The sequence below is a fragment of the Caulobacter sp. AVps16 genome (assembly GCF_058681455.1).
Genome location: NZ_CM178739.1, coordinates 375,771 through 392,632, shown reverse-complemented (window position 1 = coordinate 392,632; position 16,862 = coordinate 375,771). Strand labels below are relative to the sequence as shown.

The following is a 16,862-nucleotide window of genomic DNA, read 5'->3' as shown; positions in this document are numbered from 1 at the left end:
CGTGAAGTTCGACCTCGCGGGCGTGGCGGTTCACCGCTGGCAGTTCACCCTGGTGGCGTTCGGACTGCTGACCATGCTGGGCTTCAATGCCCTGACCAGCATTCCGCGCTCCGAAGATCCGCATTTCCCGATCCCGATCGTCATCGTTCGCGCCGTGCTGCCGGGGGCCGAGCCCTCGGAGATGGAGCAGCTGGTCGTCGACCCGATCGAGGATGCCGTCGACGGTCTGGACAATATCGAAAAGGTCGAGTCGACCAGCGCCGATGGCGCGGCATCGGTCCGCGTCCACTTCACCTGGGACGTCGATCCCGAGCGCAAATACGATCAGGTGGTCCGCGAGGTGAACGCCATTCGCGGGGCCCTGCCGCCCGGCCTGGCCCGTCTCGACATCCAGCGGGCCCGCACCACCGAGGTCTCGATCGTCCAGGTGGCCCTGACCAGCGACGTCCTGCCCATGCGGCGGCTTGAGAAGACCGCTGACCGCCTGCGGGAACGCCTCGACCGGGTGCCCGGTGTGCGTGAGGCCAGGTACTGGGGCGCGCCCGCCTCGGAGGTGCAGGTCACGCTCGATCTGGCCCGTCTGGCGGCCCTGAGACTGCCCGCCACCGCCGTCGCCGACGCCCTGAAATCAGCCGGCGCAGAGGCCCCGATCGGCGCGGTCCAGGCCGGCGAGCGGCGGTTCAACGTCAAGTCCGGGGGAGCCTTCCGTTCTCTGGAGGCCGTCGGCGATACGCCTGTGCGCGCGATCGGCGGCCAGGTGACCCGGGTTCGCGATGTCGCCAAGGTGGCCTGGGCCCAGGCGGAACCCACCCATCTGGCCCGCTTCAACGGTCAGCGCGCCGTGTTCCTGACCGTGACCCAGAAGGACGGCCAGGATGTGACCAAGATCACCAGGAGCGTTGAGCAGGTCCTGGATGAGTACGAGAAGATCCTGCCGGCCGGGGTCAAGCTGGAGCGCGGCTTCGTCCAGGCCGACAATGTCAAACACCGGCTGAAGGCCCTGTTCCGCGACTTCGGCATCGCCCTGGTGCTGGTGCTGATCACCCTGCTGCCCCTGGGTCCGCGGGCCGGTCTGGTGGTGATGGTGTCGATCCCGCTCAGCCTGCTGATCGGCCTGTCGATGCTGCAGGCCTTCGGTTTTACCCTGAACCAGCTGTCGATCGCCGGCTTCGTGCTGTCCCTGGGCCTGCTGGTCGACGACAGTATCGTCATTACCGAAAACATCGCCCGCCGCATCCGCGAGGGCGAGAGCCGCACCGAGGCGGCGGTCAACGGCACCCGCCAGATCGGCCTGGCGGTGATCGGCTGCACGGCCACCCTGATGCTGGCCTTCCTGCCGCTGATGGCCCTGCCCGCCGGCTCCGGGGCCTATATCAAGTCCCTGCCGGTGACCGTGCTGTGCACCATCGCCGCCTCCCTGCTGGTCTCGATGACCATCATCCCGTTCCTGGCCAGCCGGATCCTCGACAAGCATTCGGATCCCGAGGGCAATGCCATCCTGCAGGCCGTGAACGGCGGCATTCACCGGTTCTATCGTCCGGTGCTGCACTGGTCCCTGGCCCGCCCCTGGGCGGCTCTGGCCATCATGCTGACCCTTTGCCTCAGCACCTTCCCGATGCTGAAGCTGATCGGCTCCAGCCTGTTTCCGCCGGCCGAGACGCCCCAGTTCCTGGTCCGGATCGAAACCCCCGACGGCACCTCCCTGGCCCGCACCGATCGCGCCCTGAAATATGTCGAGCAGCGCCTGAAGGCCACGCCCGAGGTCACCTGGAGCGCCGCCAATCTGGGTCGGGGCAATCCGCAGATCTTCTACAACCAGCAGCAGCGCGAGAGCGCCACGACCTATGCCGAGCTCTTTGTCAGCCTGAAGGCCTGGGAGCCGGGCAAGAGTGAGAAGGTGCTGGACAGCCTTCGCCGCGACTTCGCCGATGTGCCCGGCGCGCGGATCAGCGTCGTCACCTTCGAGAACGGCCCGCCGATCGATGCCCCGATCGCCATCCGCCTGACCGGTCAGAACCTCGACGCCCTGAAGGCCCTGGCGGCCCGCGCCGAGGCCATCCTCAAGGCCACGCCGGGCACGCGCGACGTCACCAATCCGATCCGTCTGGACCGCACGGATCTGGACCTCGGCGTCGACGAGGCCAAGGCCGCCGCCCTCGGCGTCCCCGCCGGAGCAGCCCGCCGCGCGGCGCGTCTGGCCCTGTCCGGCGAAGAAACCGCCCGCTTCCGCGATCCCGACGGCGACGACTATGCCGTGAAGGTGCGCCTGCCGATGGACCAGGCCGACGGCGCGGCCCGCAATGCCCTCTCGGCCCTGAAGGCGGTCTATGTCCCGACCGCTGACGGCCTGGCCGCGCGCCTGGATGCCGTGGCCACCCCGACCCTGAAGTCCAGCCCGGCCCGCATCGACCGCTTCGACCGCGAGCGGACCGTGACGGTCACTTCCTATGTCGCCACCGGCTTCCTGGCCGCCAAGGTCACCGAGGACGTCGTCGCCCGGATGGAGAAGGACCTGCCCATGCCCCCCGGCTATCGCCTGGGCCTGGGCGGCCAGGCCGAGGCCCAGTCTGAAAGCTTTGCCGGCCTGGGCGCGGCGGTGCTGATCGCGGTCTTCGGCATCCTGGCGGTGCTCGTCCTGGAGTTCCAAAAGTTCAAGACCGCCCTGGTCGTTGCCGGAATCATCCCGTTCGGCATCTTCGGGGCCGTGGCGGCCCTGGCCATTACCGGCAACTCCCTGAGCTTCACGGCCACCATCGGCCTGATCGCCCTGATCGGTATCGAGATCAAGAACTCGATCCTGCTGGTCGATTTCACCGAACAGCTGCGCCGCGAGGGCATGGACCTGCACGACGCCATCGAAAAGGCCGGCGAGGTGCGTTTCCTGCCGGTGCTGCTGACTTCGGTGACGGCCATCGGCGGCCTGCTGCCCCTGGCGCTGGAGCGGTCAGGCCTCTACTCGCCCCTGGCCATCGCGATCATCGGTGGCCTGATTACCTCGACCGTCCTGTCACGGGTGGCGACACCGGTGATGTACTGGCTGACGGCGCGGGGGGATCAGCGGGCTTAGGTCGGCGAACACCTGCCCCCTCCGCGCCTTCGGCGCTCCTCCCCCGGAGGGGGAAGACGACCGCGAAGCGGTCCGGAGGGGGCGAGTCCGCCGAACGCCCTTGCCTATTATACACTCGTATAGCAACTTCTCCCCACACATCGGGGAACACACCACATGGCCACCACCCAAACCCGCGACGCGGTCATCATCGGCGGGGGCCATAACGGCCTCGTCTGCGCCTTCTACCTGGCCAAGGCCGGGCTGAAGGTCACGATCTGCGAGGCGCGCGGCGTGGTCGGCGGGGCGGCGGTGACCGAGGAATTCCATCCGGGCTTCCGCAACTCGGTGGCCAGTTACACGGTCAGCCTGCTGAGCCCCAAGGTCCTCTCCGACATGGGCCTTCACTGTCACGGGCTGAAGATCGTCGAGCGGCCGATTTCCAACTTCCTGCCGATCAGCGACAGCCAGTACCTGAAGCTCGGGGGCGGGCTGGAACGCACCCAGGAGGCCTTCCGCCAGTACAGCCGCCGCGACGCCGAGGTGCTGCCGGCCTACTACGCCATGCTCGACGAGATTGGCGACGTGCTGCGCGACCTGGCCGCCGAGACCCCGCCCAATCTCGGCGACGGCATCCATGGCCTGCTGCGCGGGGCCCGCCAGGGCACCCGGCTGGCCCTGCTGAGCAGGGAACGCAAACGCGACCTGCTGGACCTGTTCACCAAGAGCGCTCGCGACTTCCTGGACGGCTGGTTCGAAAGCGACGCGGTCAAGGCCAGCTTCGGCTTCGACGCCGTGGTCGGCAACTTCGCCAGCCCCGACAGCCCGGGTTCGGCCTATGTCCTGCTGCACCACACCTTTGGCGAGGTGAACGGCAAGAAGGGGGCCTGGGGCCACGCCATCGGCGGCATGGGCGCGATCACCCAGGCCATGGCCAAGGCCTGCGAGGCCCTGGGCGTCGAGATACTGCTCGATGCCCCGGTCGAGGCCGTGCATGTCGAGCACGGCAAGGACGGCCCCCGGGCCACCGGCGTGCAACTGGTCGACGGCCGCCAGATCATGGCCCCGATCGTCTCCTCCAACCTCAATCCGGCCCTGCTGTACGGCAAGCTGATCGCCCCCTCGGCCCTGCCCGCCCCGTTCGCCAAGGCGATCAAGGGCTACAAGAACGGCTCGGGCACCTTCCGGATGAATGTGGCCCTGTCGGAGCTGCCGGACTTCACCTGCCTGCCCGGCAAGGTCTCGGCCGAGCACCACCAGTGCGGCATCGTGATCTCGCCCAGCCTCGACTACATGGACGAGGCCTATCGCGACGCCAAGGCGCACGGCATCAGCAAGAAGCCGATCGTCGAGATGCTGATCCCCTCGACCCTGGACCCGACCCTGGCCCCGCCCGGCCAGCACGTGGCCAGCCTGTTCTGCCAGCAGTTTGCCTGGGACCTGCCGGACGGCCGCTCTTGGGACGATGAGCGCGAGGCGGCGGCCGACCTGATCATCGACACGGTCAATGACTGGGCCCCGAACTTCAAGGCCTCCGTCCTGGGACGGATGATCCTGTCGCCGGTGGACCTCGAACGGAAGTTCGGCCTGGTCAATGGCGACATCATGCATGGCCACATGTCGCTGGACCAGCTGTGGGCCGCGCGCCCGATCCTGGGTCATGCCAGCCATCGCGGGCCGCTGAAGGGCCTCTACATGTGCGGAGCCGGCTGCCATCCGGGCGGCGGCGTGTCCGGCAATCCCGGCCGCAATGCCGCGCGCGAGATCCTGCGCGACAAGGACTTTGTCACAGCGCTGCAGCTGTCGGTGGTGGGGCGGTGATGGCCAACCAAGACCCGCAAGCCGACTGGGGCCTGCCCGGCTGGATCTATGGCAACGACCGGTTTTTCAAGGAAGAACAGGACCGCATCCTGCGTCCCTCATGGCAGATCGTCTGCCATCTGAACGACATCCCCAAAGCCGGCGACTTCCATACCCTCGACTATATCGGCGAAAGCGTCGTGGTGGTGCGCGCCCGGGACGGGGGCGTCCGCGCCTACACCAATGTCTGCCGCCATCGGGGGGCGCGACTGCTCGACGGCCCCAGCGGCAGCTGCGGCAAGGGCGGCGGCCGCATCGTCTGCCCCTATCACGCCTGGACCTATGACCTTGAGGGCCGGCTGATCGGCGTGCCGATGCGCGACACCTATCCCGCCCTGGAGCTCGACCAGCAGGGCCTGGTCAGGGTCGATGTCGAGGTCTGGCGCGGCTTTGTCTTCACCCGACTGGAAGGAGACGGCCCCTCCGTTGCCGAGATGATGGCCCCCTATGACCACGAGGTGGCGCACTACCGGTTCGAGGATCTGCAGCCGTTCGGCCGGGTCACCCTGCGACCTCGCCCGGTGAACTGGAAGAACATCAGCGACAACTATTCGGACGGCCTGCACATTCCCGTCGCCCATCCGGGCCTGACCCGGCTGTTCGGCAAGGGCTATGGCGTCGAAGCCGAAGCCTGGGTCGACAAGATGTGGGGCCAGCTGATCGACGAGCCCTCGGCCAACCCGTCCGAGCGGCTGTATCAGGACATCCTGCCGGACGTTGACCACCTGCCGCCCGAGCGCAAACGGCTGTGGACCTATTTCAAGCTGTGGCCGAACTTCGCCTTCGACATCTATCCCGACCAGGTGGACTTCATGCAGTTCATCCCGGTCTCGGCCACCCAGACCCTGATCCGCGAGATCGCCTATGCGCTGCCCGACGAGCGGCGCGAGATGAAGGCGGCCCGCTATCTGAACTGGCGCATCAACCGTCAGGTCAATACCGAGGACACCGAACTGGTGGCCCGGGTTCAGGAGGGCATGGCGTCGCGCAGCTTTACGGCGGGGCCGCTGGCCAGCTCCGAAGTCTCGCTGCGCAGCTTCGGACGGAAGATGCGGGCGCTGATCCCCGAGGCGCGGCTGGACCGGCCGCCGACGGGGTGGTGAGCCCGGAACGCCCCCTCCGTCACGATGAGTATTCGCATCGCGCCACCTCCCCCGTTTCACGGGGCAGGAGGGTTCAGCCGCTCTTCTCCTGCCCCGCTTGCGGGGGAGGTGGCGCGGCGCCGAAAGGCGACGTGACGGAGGGGGCGTCCGCGCCATGACCCGCGCCCCCTTCACCCGCGAAACCGCCGACACCCGACGCCAGGCCCTAGTCGCCGCCGCCGAGACGGTTCTGGCCCGCGACGGTGTCGCCGGGGCTTCGGTGCGGGCGATCTGCGCCGAGGCCGGGGTCTCACCCGGCCTGCTCCGGCACTATTTCGACGGCGTCGAGGCCCTGTTCGCGGCGGCCTATGAGGCGGTCGGCCAGAGGATTGATGCGGCGCTGGAGACGGCGGTCGCCCAGGCCGGACCCGCGCCGCGAGCGCGCCTGTCGGCCTTTCTGACCGCCAGTTTCAAGCCGCCGGTGCTGGACGAGCAACTGCTGGCCGCCTGGCTGGCCTTCTGGAGTCTGGTCAAGGTCAATGCCGTCTTCGCCGACATCCACAGGCGGACCTATGCCGGCTATCGCGCGCGGCTGGAGGACCTGCTGGCGGCCTGCGATCCCTCGGCGGATGCGCGCCTGGCGGCCATCGGCCTGACCGCCGTGGTCGATGGACTGTGGCTGGAGCTGTGCCTGGACCCGACGGTCTTCACCCCGGCCGAAGCCGGGGCCATAGCGGAACGGCTGCTGGCCGGCTATTCGCCGACGCCGGTGTTTCTGGATTAAGCGGCGACGTGATTGACGATGCTGCGGCCCCAGGTGGCGCGGCGCTGTTCGGGTTCAAACACCTCGACCTTGGCGGTCTTGCCCTGAACCCGCATGTGGCGCGCCATCATCTCGGCGATGGCCTGGGCCTCGGCCTGGCAGGAATAGGAGCCGATCAGATCCGGTGCATCGTTCCAGGTCACATGCCAGACACCGGAGACGGGGCGCACGAAGTAGCTGTGTTCGTTGGCCATGGGTGACTCCTTGGACTGGCTTAAGCGTCGGACATACAGCGTCCGTATGACAGTGTTTCAATGCTGCGCAGCAACATGAATGTTGCATTGCACATAGCACAGGCCGCGCCAAGGCGAAGGCTGGTGAATCCGGGAGCAGGTTTGAGGCGAACGCGCCTCTGGATATCCACCCGACTTCCAGAAACCCGCTCTCCCCGGCGAAGGCCGGGGCCCAGATTCAGCCCGAGCGCCCTGGCGTGACACGCCATCTGCCTTGGACAGAACAACGACCGTTCGGGGTTCGATCTGGACCCCGGCCTTCGCCGGGGAGAGCGGAAAAAAGGGGGTGTGAAGCGGCCGGGCCTACTCCTTCACCACCACCCCGCCCTTCATGACCTTGGCGACCGAGGACAGAAGGGTGATGTCCGCCAGCGGATCACCGGCGACGGCGATCATGTCGGCATAGCGGCCCTTGCTGATCACGCCGACCTCGGCGGACTTGCCCATCAGGGCGGCCGAGACCGTCGTCGCCGACTGGATCGCCTGCATCGGTGTCATGCCGTACTTGACCATATAGGGCATCTGCCTGGCGTTCTGGCCGTGCGGAAAGACGCCCGCATCGGTGCCATAGGCGATCTTCACCCCGGCCTTGACGGCCTTGGTGAAGCCGATGCGCTGGGCTTCGGTGGTCTCCAGGTTCTTGCGCAGGGTTTCGGCCGGCCAGCCATGGGCCGTGCCATAGGCGTCGATGAAGTCGCCATTATAGATATCGGCCACCAGCCAGGCGCCCTTGGCCTTCATCAGGGCGATACCCTCGTCATCGATCAGCGAGCCGTGCTCGATCGAGCGCACCCCGGCCCGCACCGCAACCTTGATGCCCTCGGCCCCATGGGCATGGGCCGTGGCATAGGTGCCGCGCTTGGCGGCTTCCTCGACGGCGGCGGCGATTTCCTCGGCCGACAGTTCCAACTGGCCAGGCTCGGTACCGACCGTCAGGACAGCGCCGGTGGCGATCAGCTTGAGGAAGTCCGCGCCGCCGACCAGCAGGGCACGGGCCTTCTTGTGGGTGTCGGCCACGTCCTCAACCACCCCGCGCCGCATCTCGGGCGGAATGCCGACATCAGCAGCGATGCCGGTGATCTCGCCACCGCCGCCGGGCGTGGTGATATAGGCTCCGGCCACCGACATGCGCGGCCCGGGAACCAGTCCCCTGTCGATGGCGTCGCGCAGGGCGACATCGCTGAAGGCCCGCCACGACCCCACGTCACGCACGCTGGTGAAGCCGGCCATCAGGGTCGCCCGGGCATGGGCGGCACCGATATAGGCCTGCTCGGCGGCTGTGGTCAGCAGGGGTTCGGCGATATTGTCGGTCTGCTCCTGGTCGACCAGATGAGTATGCATGTCCATCAGGCCCGGCAGGACGGTATAGGCGCTCCAGTCCAGCACCGGGCCGTCGGAGGGGGCCCCGGTCCAGGGGGCGACGGCTGCGACCCGCTCGCCCTCGATGCGGATCAGCTGGTTGGTCAGAACCTTGCCGGCCTCGGTATCGATCAGCTTGCCGGCATGGACATAGGTCGGCTTGGTCTGGGCCAAGGCCAGGGTGGGCACCAGAAGGGCGAGGCTTGCGGTCAGGGCCGCGCCCGCAAGGCAGGTCAGTCGCCGCAGCATGTCGGTCACTCCGCAGGGGGCGCGACGGCGACCCGCTTGATCAGCCAATGGACCGGCAGTCCCACCACCAGCAGGACCAGACTCCAGAGACTGGCCTCGCCGGCGCCATAGAGGGTCCAGAACGAATAGACGGTCGCGATGATCGCCACCACGGTGAGCACGCGCGACGGCTCCATTTGACCCCGCCCCTGCAGCCGCAAGGCCGCCGCAGCGCAGAACAGATAGGCGAACAGCGAGATGGCCGTGGCCAGCAGGGCCATGAAGGTGAAGAGTTCGACCATGGACTTGCTGTAGTTCATCGCCACCAGCACGGTCAGGAAGACGCTGGACAGCAGATGGGCCCGAACCGGGGCACCTCGCCTTGAGGTCTTGGCCAGAAAGGCCGGAAACACCCCGCCCTTGGCCATGGCATAGGGCACTTCGCCCTGCAGCAGCATCCAGCCGTTCAGGGCCCCGAAGCCGCTGATCGCCGCAAAGCCCGCCAGGACCAGCCGGGCGTCGCCACCACCATGCAGGCCGACGAAATCGGCGAATGGGGCATTGGAGGTCTTGAGCATATCGGCCGGGGTCAGCAGAACCACGGCCGAACAGACGACCAGATAGATGACCCCGGCGAAGGCCGTGCCCACCAGGGTGGCGCGGGGAATGGTCCGCTCGGGATCGACGACCTTGCCGGCCGGGACGGTGGCCGACTCCATGCCGAGCAGGGCCCACAGGGTCAGGGTGGCGGCGGCGGTAATCCCGACCGGGGTCAGGTCCTGGGCGTGGAACGGCAGGACGGTGGAGCCGCCGGTCTTGCCCAGCACCACGGCCGCCAGCAGCAGCACGCCCAGCAGGGGCAAAAGTTTGAGGACGGTGGTGACCACCTGCAGGCCGCCCGCCAGGCGCGCGCCGAAACAGTTCATGAGCGTCAGGCCCCAGACCATCGCCAGGGTGATGGCGCAGTGAAGGCCGGTCTGGGTGGCGATCTGCGGATAGAAGACGCTCAGATAGCTGACCGTGCCGGCGGCGATGGCCGCATTGCCGACCCAGATCGAGATCCAGTAGCTCCAGGCCACCATGAAGCCGGCGGCGGGGCCAAAAGCTTCCTGGGTGTAGATGTAGGGTCCGCCGCCCTGCGGAAAGGCCTTGGCCAGGCGGGCGAACACGAAGGCCAGGCAGAGCGCGCCGCCGATGGTGAGGATCCAGCCCGCGACGGCATTCCAGCCATAGGGCGCCAGGGAGGCGGGCAGCATGAAGACGCCCGACCCGATCATGTTGCCCACGACCAGGGCAACACACATCCAGAAGCCGAGGGCCTTGGGTTCAACGACCTTCACGAAAACACACCCTTTTGGCTTGTCCCGGCGATACGGCAGTCCGGCGCAGACGAAGCCCTGTCGCAAACGAAAAAGGGGCGGCCCTGCGGCCGCCCCTTTCCCCTAGAACTTGCGGCCGATCTTCACGCCGACCGTTCTGGGCTGGTTGGGCGTGATGTAGGTCTGGGCACCGCAGACGCTCTCGGCGCATTCGGCATAACGGCCCAGGCTGGCGCGCTTGTCAGTGAGGTTCTTGATGTACAGGGACATCGACCAGTCGGCCCGCACGACACCGCCGGACACGTCCAGCAGGGTATAGCCCGCCTGACGACCGATGATGGCGCGTTCCTTGAGGCGCAGGTCCGTCCAGTTGCCCGACTGATTGACGGCCGAGGCCTGCAGATAGGCCTCATAGTCGCCGACATTGAAGTCGTAGCGCGCCGTGATGTTGGCCTTGAACTTCGGAGTGACCGGCAGGGCGGTGCCGTCCGGAGCCTGCGGCGTCGGGCAGACCGTGACCGGATTGCCCTTGGCGTCAGTGAAGCCGCAATAGTTGGCCGTCAGCTTGGCGTCGGTATAGGCCGCCGCGCCGCTGATCGTGAAGCCCTGGCTAACGGCCAGGGTCACGTCGCTTTCGATGCCCTTGATGCGGGCCTCGTTGGCGTTCTTGATCTCGGTGAGGCCGTTGGCCCCCAGGATCGAGAACTGGAAGTTGTTCCAGTCTTCCATGAAGACCGCACCGTTCCAGCGGAAGCGGTTCTCCATCCAGCTGGTCTTCCAGCCGAACTCGTAGTTCTTCAGATAGTCGGCCTGATAGGGCGGCAGGGTCGAGCGGCGATTGATACCGCCCGGACGGAAGCCTTCCGAATAGGTGACATAGGCCAGCTTGTCGTCGTCATGCTTGTAGGTGAGCGTGACCTTGGGAACGTTGCCGGTTTCCTTGACGCGCTTGTCCAGGTTCGTACAGGGCGCGCCATTGACGCCGCCCGTACGGAAACAGGCCTTCTCGCCGGTCGAGCCATAGCCCTTGCCGTAGCCGTAGAAGCCTTCCAGCGAGTTGTCGGACTTGAAGAAGCGGATGCCGCCCATGATGGTCAGCTTCGGCGTGATGTCGAAGGTGGCTTCACCAAAGGCCGCCGTATCGCGGTCGATCCGCTGCTGGGCGGTCAGCCAGATGGTGTCGCTGTATTTGGGAACTTCGATGTCGTAGCCGATGCCGTCGATCTTGTAGCGCTGGAAGATCCCGTGTTCCTGCTTCTGGTAGAACAGGCCGCCGATCAGCCGGAATCGCTTGTCGTCCGGCGTGGCGATCCGGATTTCGTGGCTTTCCTTGGTGTAGCGGTCCTTGCCCTGGATGTACTGCGACGGGTTGGCCAGGCCACCCGTGTCATTGGTCCAGTAGAAGCCGTAGCCGACCTGATCATAGAAGTACGAATAGTCGGAATAGTCCTGACGGGTGTCGACGGTGCGCTTCAGATAGGAGCCGGCATAGGTGACGTCGAGATTGGCGATCTGCCCCTCGATGGTCATGGCCGTCTGGGTCCACTTGTCGTCCGAAGATTCCGGATAGAAGTGGGTCAGCTTCAGGTCGCCGACCTTGGGATCATAGGCATAGATGCCGCTGGTCTTGGTCCGCTGGCCCATGATCGACGGGGTGACCACCCAGTTTTCGCCGAGTTCGACCCGCATGGCGGCGCGACCGCCGCGGGTGCTGGAGCCGTTGTAGTTGTCGCTGGCAATGCCGGCATTGCTGATCGTCAGGTCGTCCGCCTTGGTGGCGGTGCCGCGGCCATAGGTGCGCGTGCCCTTGACGTTGTCGATATAGCCGGCGGCTTCCTCGTTCCAGCCGACCAGGCGCACCGCGACGGTGTCCGACAGCGGCAGGTTGACGAAGGCCTCCTCGACATGGCCGGTATCGTCGCCGTCGACGATATTGCCCTCGATGTCGATACCGGCTTCGAAGCCGGCGGTGCTCGGCTTGTTGGTGATGACGCGCAGCGTGCCGGCCTGCGAGCTGGCGCCGTACAGCGTGCCCTGCGGACCGGCCAGGGCCTCGACCCGGGCGACGTCATAGACGTGAACATCCAGAGCGCCCTGGATGGTGCTGATCGGTTGTTCGTCGAGATAGACGCCGACGCTGGGCAGGGACCCGGAGTGGTTACCGTCGCCGCCGCTGGCCACGCCGCGCATATAGACCTGGCCGAAGCCCGGTCCGGCCGTCGTGAACGAGACGCTGGGCAGGTACTTCACATAGTCGACGAAATTGCCGACCTGCAGCTGCTCAAGCTTGGCCTCGCCCATGGCCTGGATGCTGACCGGCACGTCCTGCAGGTTCTCGGATCGCTTCTGGGCGGTCACCACCACCTCGTCCAGCGATACAGACTGGCTCTCCTGGGCCGAGGCGGCCACGCTGGTCAGCATGGTCGAAGCCAATAGCGCGGCCGAGTAGACCCCCGCTCTCTTGATTGTCTTAGTCGTCTTCATGGTCGCTCCCCGTACCATTTTAAGCCAGGGATGTTCGGCCGCGTCCCACCGCTCGGCAAGACGTAAAGCGTCGGAAAAACCCGAATCTTCCGACTGTTGCAGAAATGGCAGACCCTGTGACGGCTGTTCAAATTCTGGGCGGGTCCGGATAAGTCTGCAGGCATTCGCCCAAAGCCTGTTTCAGCGGGCCAAGGTCTGATTCGAAGTTCTGCCAATGCTCGACGGCCGTCTTGAAGATCGGCTGGCGGACCTGCTCGGAACTGGCGGTGCGGACGGCCCGGTCATTCTCGTGGAAGTTCAGACAGCCCGGCTCGAACGGCAGACCGCAATGGTCCAGCAGGGCGCGGATCTGGCCCTCGGGATCCTCGATCATCGCCTCATAGATGACCCGGTGCACCCGCCCCGGCAACACGGTGTCGAAATGGTCCATCAGGGCCACATAGTCGGCATAGTAGCGACCGATGTCGGTCAGGTCGTAGCTGAAGGCCTGGCCGCGGGCGAAGTGCTGCTTGAAGCCGGAAAAGCAGCAGCCCAGCGGATGACGGCGCGCATCGATGATCTTCGCGTTCGGCAGGATCAGGTGGATCAGGCCGGTATGGGCGAAATTGTTCGGCATCTTGTCGATGAAGAACGGCCGATCGGTCTTCCGCTGCACCCGGGTCCGCTCGAGATACTCCTCGCCCAGCTCACGCAGGGCCTCGGGCGACAGGTCAGCCAGCATTTCCGGATAGGTCGAGTCGGCGCGGCGCACGGCCTTGCCGCCCAGGCGGCGGGCCATGACGATCAGGTCGGGCAGCTCCATCGTGCCCTCGACCTGACTGTGGCTGGCCAGGATCTGTTCGATCAGGGTCGAGCCGGAGCGCGGCAGACCGACCACGAAGATCGGATCCGGGGCCGGGCAGCCCTGCCCCGCCGTCGCGGCCAGCAGGGCCGGGGTGAAGACCGCCCGCGACCGCACCAGATCGGCATGGTTCTCGTCCGGGTCATAGTCGACCTGGGTCCGGCGAAGGGCCGCTCCAGCGGCATAGTGCCGGAACGAGTCGGCATAGAGTTCGGCATCCTCGAGCGCCTTGCCGAGGGCATAGTGCAGATGCAGACGGTCATCGTCGGACAGATCCGGCCGCTCCAGCCCGGCGGCCATGGCGGCGCGATCCCCGGCATCGAAACGGACGGTCTTGAGGTTGGCCAGGCTCCACCAGGCCTCGCCCAGGCCAGGCGATAGCTCAAGACACCGGCGATAGGCCGCGATGCAGTCGGCCTGGCGGCCCACGGTCTTGAGCGCATGGCCATAGCTCATCCAGCCCTTGGGCTGATTGGGAAACTCGGCCAGCATCCGCTCATAGAGGCCGATGGCCTTATCGTATTCCCCAAGCCGCGACAGGATGGCGGCCCGCAGATTGGCATAGCCGGGATGGCGCGGATCGCGGTCGGTCAGGCGCTCGATCTGGGCCAGGGCCTCGGCGGACTTGTTCTGGCGATAGAGCATGGTCGCCAGATTGTGCCGGGCGGCCGCAAAGCCCGGTGCGATCTCCAGACAGCCGACCAGCAGGCGCTCGGCGTCTTCGTAGCGGCCCAGTCGGGCCCCGGTCTCGGCCAGCATGCGCAGGGCGGCGACGTCGGCAGGATGGTCGGCCAGATGATCGCGCAGCCGCTGCTCGGCCTCGCCCAGCCGGTTGTCGATCAGGGCCGCAGCGGCCTCGATAAGGGCCGGATCACCCGTCGAGGCCCGAAGTTGCTGGGCCAGGGCCTGCTCGGCACCGGCCCTGTCGCCCAGCAGGTCGAGGCTCTCGGCCAGGCCGCGCCAGGCTTCACCCGCCCGCACGTCCAGGGCCAAGGTCCGGCGAAAGGCCGCCACCGCTTCGACCGTGCGTCCCAGATCCGCCAGGGTCAGGCCCAGTTCCAGCTGCCCTTCGGCGAGGCCAGGCAGACCCCGCGCCAGGGGCGCAATCACGACCAGGGCCTGGTCGGGCTCGCCGGACAGACGCAGGGCCGAGGCCAGAACCACGGTCGTCTCCGCATGGCGCGGCACGGCTTCAAGGATGGCCTCGGCCTGCTGTCGGGCCAGGACGGGGTCGCGCTCCAGAAGACGTCGGGCGTGGTCGAGGGCCGTGGCGAGGCCGCCCTGGGCTTGTGGAGTCGCGGTGGTCATGGCGCGAGGAGACGGGGACAGCGAAGGCTTGTCAATTCGAACTCCGCCGCCGACGGCCTCAGGCGACCGGCACCCAGATCTCGATCACGCCCGTCCCCGTGCGACTGTCGAACCGCTCGTCCATGCGCTCGAAACTGGGGGCATTTCCGGGCTTCAGCCGGGCGGCCGGGAGCCAAGAATCATAGATGTGACGCCAGGTATTGCCGATGCCGCTGACATGGCCCTGATGGGTAAAGACGGCATAGCTGTGGGGCGGGATCCTGAGCCGTGTGAAGCCCTCCGGCAGGTCGCCCTCGCCGACCTCGACGGCGGTCAGATAGTCCAGCCCGTCTGCGCCGGTGAAATTGTAGGACACCCCATAGCTGGCCGTTCCCTTCTGGGCGTCGATCTGGCCCTGCCAGGTGCGGAACTTTTGCCACTGGCCCGGGATCCCCGCCAGATTGGCCAGGGAATAGGTGGCGCTCAGTCCGCCAAGGGTCATGGCTGGGACCTTGACCACGCGGGGGGTCTGGTCAGGAAGGGCTTGGGTGGTGGTCATCGTCAAGGGCTCCGTCAGGATCAGGCTTTTCAGGTCTTGGGTTTGACGAAAGGTCTTGGGTGAAATCCCGAACTGGGCGCGGAAAGCCCGCGAAAAGGCCGCGTGCGAGCCATAACCCGCACCGACCGCCACGGACAGAATGTCCGACTGCGGACCCAGCATCCCGGCGGCCACACTCAAGCGCCGCGCCCGGACATAGGCCATGACCGGCATGGCAAAGGTCAGGGCGAAGAGGCGCGTGATGTGGAAGGGACCGGCCCCGACTCCGCGCGCAATGCGGTTCAGGGTCAGGTCCTGGTCGAGGTGGGCCTCGACGTACCAGATGATTTTTGCGGCCAGGCTCAAGATGTTCCCCGTCTCTCGTCTGGACTGTCCTAGGGTCTGTCGCGGCGAGATATTTGATCAGTCTTGCCATGGCCGGCGGGCTTTTTCGCCCTGCCCTGATGCAGCCATCGGGTCGAAAAGAACCCTAGAGCCGGTCCCGCATGGCATACCAGCTGAGCCCGGCCACGGTCAGGGGCCAGCGCAGCCAAGGGCCGCCCGGGAAGGGCGGGGTCGGCAGGCGCGACAGAAGCTCGACGCCGCCGGGCTCGCCCAGGGCCGCGTCGGCGAGCAGCTTGCCGACATAGGGGGCCAGCATGACCCCCTGCCCCGAATAGCCCGAAGCCACCCGAACCCCGGGGGCCACTTCCCCGACGAAGGGCACCCTCTGCATCGTGATGCCGAGGGTCGCGCCCCAGGCGTGGCTGATCTTCACATCCTTCAGCCGCGGATAGATCTTCAGCATGTGGCGGCGGACGAAGCCGGCAATGTCGCGCGGGAAGCCGGGCCGATAGTTCTCGCCGCCGCCGAACAGCAGGCGTCCGTCGGGCGTCTTGCGGAAATAGTTCACGACAAAGCGGCTGTCGGCGACGGCGGCGTCCGAGGCGATGATCTCGCCCGCCAGCTCGCCGAGAGGCTCGGTGGTCAGGACGAAATTGTTGATCGGCATGACCCGGGCGCGATCACGGCCGGCCATGTGGTTGAGACTGCCGTCGCCGCTGATGATCAGCTGGTCGCAGCTCACGCGGCCATCGACCGTGAAAACGGCCAGCTTGCCGCCTTCGCGCCGCCAGCCGAGCGCGCGACTGCGGGTATGGATCACCGCCCCGGCGCTCAGGGCGGCCCGGGCCAGGCCCAGGGCAAGATTGAGCGGATGCAGATGGCCGCCGTCCCGGTCGACCAGGCCGCCATGATAGACCTCCGTGCCCAGATCCGCAGCGAGATCGGCGGTGCCGATCAGGGACAGGGCGTCATAGCCATACCGGCGGGCCATGTGCTCGATATGGGCCGCATCCTCGGCCTCGCCGCCGGGCCGGTGGCGGGCGTGGATCATGCCGGGCTTGAGATCGCAGGCAATGGCCTGTTCAGCGATGGTGGCATGAAGATGGGTTCGGGCGTCCTGGGCCAGTCGCCACAGCGCCATGGCGTCATCCGGTCCCACCGCCTTTTCCAGCCAGGCCTGGTCGCGACGGTGACCGGTATGGATCTGTCCGCCGTTGCGGCCCGACGCCGCCGAACCGACCTCCCCGGCCTCCAGAACCATCACGGAAACACCGCGCCGGGCCAGGTCCAGGGCGGCCCCCAGGCCGGTGAAGCCCGCCCCGATCACACAGACATCAACCCGCACGTCGCCCTTCAGCGGCGACAGGTCTGGAAAGGGCGTGGCGGTATCGACGTACCAGCAGTTCAAGGCTGCGAC

The 16,862-nt window shown here is 66.9% G+C and carries 11 protein-coding genes and 1 pseudogene; 5 read left to right on the top strand and 7 right to left on the bottom strand.

The features are described 5' to 3' along the window. Position 1 precedes the first annotated feature (1 nt). The 5 genes and pseudogenes from ACW17U_RS01850 to ACW17U_RS01830 all read left to right on the top strand — a co-directional run bounded on the left by ACW17U_RS01850 (position 2) and on the right by ACW17U_RS01830 (position 6,772). On the top strand, positions 2–3,067 hold the full coding sequence (locus ACW17U_RS01850; RefSeq protein WP_492054610.1) for an efflux RND transporter permease subunit: 3,066 nt from the start codon (positions 2–4) through the stop codon (positions 3,065–3,067). A gap of 156 nt (positions 3,068–3,223) precedes the next feature. Further along, a complete protein-coding gene (locus tag ACW17U_RS01845) occupies positions 3,224–4,867 on the top strand; it encodes a phytoene desaturase family protein (RefSeq protein WP_492054609.1) in 1,644 nt (547 codons plus the stop codon). Further along, positions 4,867–6,009, top strand: a complete 1,143-nt coding sequence (locus tag ACW17U_RS01840) for an aromatic ring-hydroxylating oxygenase subunit alpha (RefSeq protein WP_492054608.1) — start codon at positions 4,867–4,869, stop codon at positions 6,007–6,009. The genes ACW17U_RS01845 and ACW17U_RS01840 overlap by 1 nt, the downstream gene beginning before the upstream one ends. Then, a pseudogene (locus ACW17U_RS01835) lies at positions 6,003–6,144 on the top strand (hypothetical protein). The gene ACW17U_RS01840 and the pseudogene ACW17U_RS01835 overlap by 7 nt, the downstream one beginning before the upstream one ends. A 19-nt stretch (positions 6,145–6,163) precedes the next feature. Continuing rightward, positions 6,164–6,772 (top strand): TetR family transcriptional regulator C-terminal domain-containing protein, encoded by a 609-nt coding sequence (locus ACW17U_RS01830; RefSeq protein ID WP_492054607.1) that lies wholly within the window; start codon positions 6,164–6,166, stop codon positions 6,770–6,772. Here the strand turns inward: ACW17U_RS01830 and ACW17U_RS01825 are convergent. From ACW17U_RS01825 to ACW17U_RS01795, 7 genes are all read right to left on the bottom strand, one after another. Next, positions 6,769–7,005: a hypothetical protein gene (locus ACW17U_RS01825; protein ID WP_062149100.1), complete on the bottom strand. Its 237-nt coding sequence runs from the start codon at positions 7,003–7,005 to the stop codon at positions 6,769–6,771. The genes ACW17U_RS01830 and ACW17U_RS01825 overlap by 4 nt on opposite strands. A gap of 342 nt (positions 7,006–7,347) precedes the next feature. After that, positions 7,348–8,652: a Xaa-Pro dipeptidase gene (locus ACW17U_RS01820; protein ID WP_492054606.1), complete on the bottom strand. Its 1,305-nt coding sequence runs from the start codon at positions 8,650–8,652 to the stop codon at positions 7,348–7,350. Between the two features lie 5 nt (positions 8,653–8,657). Further along, positions 8,658–9,971, bottom strand: coding sequence for an amino acid permease (locus ACW17U_RS01815; protein WP_492054605.1), 1,314 nt, complete (start codon positions 9,969–9,971; stop codon positions 8,658–8,660). Positions 9,972–10,073: 102 nt separating this feature from the next. Beyond that, positions 10,074–12,434, bottom strand: a complete 2,361-nt coding sequence (locus ACW17U_RS01810) for a TonB-dependent receptor (RefSeq protein WP_062149109.1) — start codon at positions 12,432–12,434, stop codon at positions 10,074–10,076. A gap of 127 nt (positions 12,435–12,561) precedes the next feature. Next, entirely contained in the window at positions 12,562–14,583 is a 2,022-nt protein-coding gene (locus tag ACW17U_RS01805; protein WP_492054604.1) for a tetratricopeptide repeat-containing sulfotransferase family protein, read from the bottom strand. Positions 14,584–14,641: 58 nt separating this feature from the next. After that, on the bottom strand, positions 14,642–15,466 hold the full coding sequence (locus tag ACW17U_RS01800; protein ID WP_492054603.1) for an AraC family transcriptional regulator: 825 nt from the start codon (positions 15,464–15,466) through the stop codon (positions 14,642–14,644). 124 nt (positions 15,467–15,590) lie between these two features. Continuing rightward, positions 15,591–16,853 (bottom strand): NAD(P)/FAD-dependent oxidoreductase, encoded by a 1,263-nt coding sequence (locus tag ACW17U_RS01795; protein ID WP_492054602.1) that lies wholly within the window; start codon positions 16,851–16,853, stop codon positions 15,591–15,593. Positions 16,854–16,862 lie beyond the last annotated feature (9 nt).

Coding starts and splice junctions, on each gene's coding strand:
- ACW17U_RS01810 (WP_062149109.1), bottom strand. CDS start 12,434: ATGAAGACGACTAAGACAATCAAGAGAGCGGGGGTCTACTCGGCCGCG.
- ACW17U_RS01820 (WP_492054606.1), bottom strand. CDS start 8,652: ATGCTGCGGCGACTGACCTGCCTTGCGGGCGCGGCCCTGACCGCAAGC.
- ACW17U_RS01845 (WP_492054609.1), top strand. CDS start 3,224: ATGGCCACCACCCAAACCCGCGACGCGGTCATCATCGGCGGGGGCCAT.
- ACW17U_RS01825 (WP_062149100.1), bottom strand. CDS start 7,005: ATGGCCAACGAACACAGCTACTTCGTGCGCCCCGTCTCCGGTGTCTGG.
- ACW17U_RS01840 (WP_492054608.1), top strand. CDS start 4,867: ATGGCCAACCAAGACCCGCAAGCCGACTGGGGCCTGCCCGGCTGGATC.
- ACW17U_RS01830 (WP_492054607.1), top strand. CDS start 6,164: ATGACCCGCGCCCCCTTCACCCGCGAAACCGCCGACACCCGACGCCAG.
- ACW17U_RS01805 (WP_492054604.1), bottom strand. CDS start 14,583: ATGACCACCGCGACTCCACAAGCCCAGGGCGGCCTCGCCACGGCCCTC.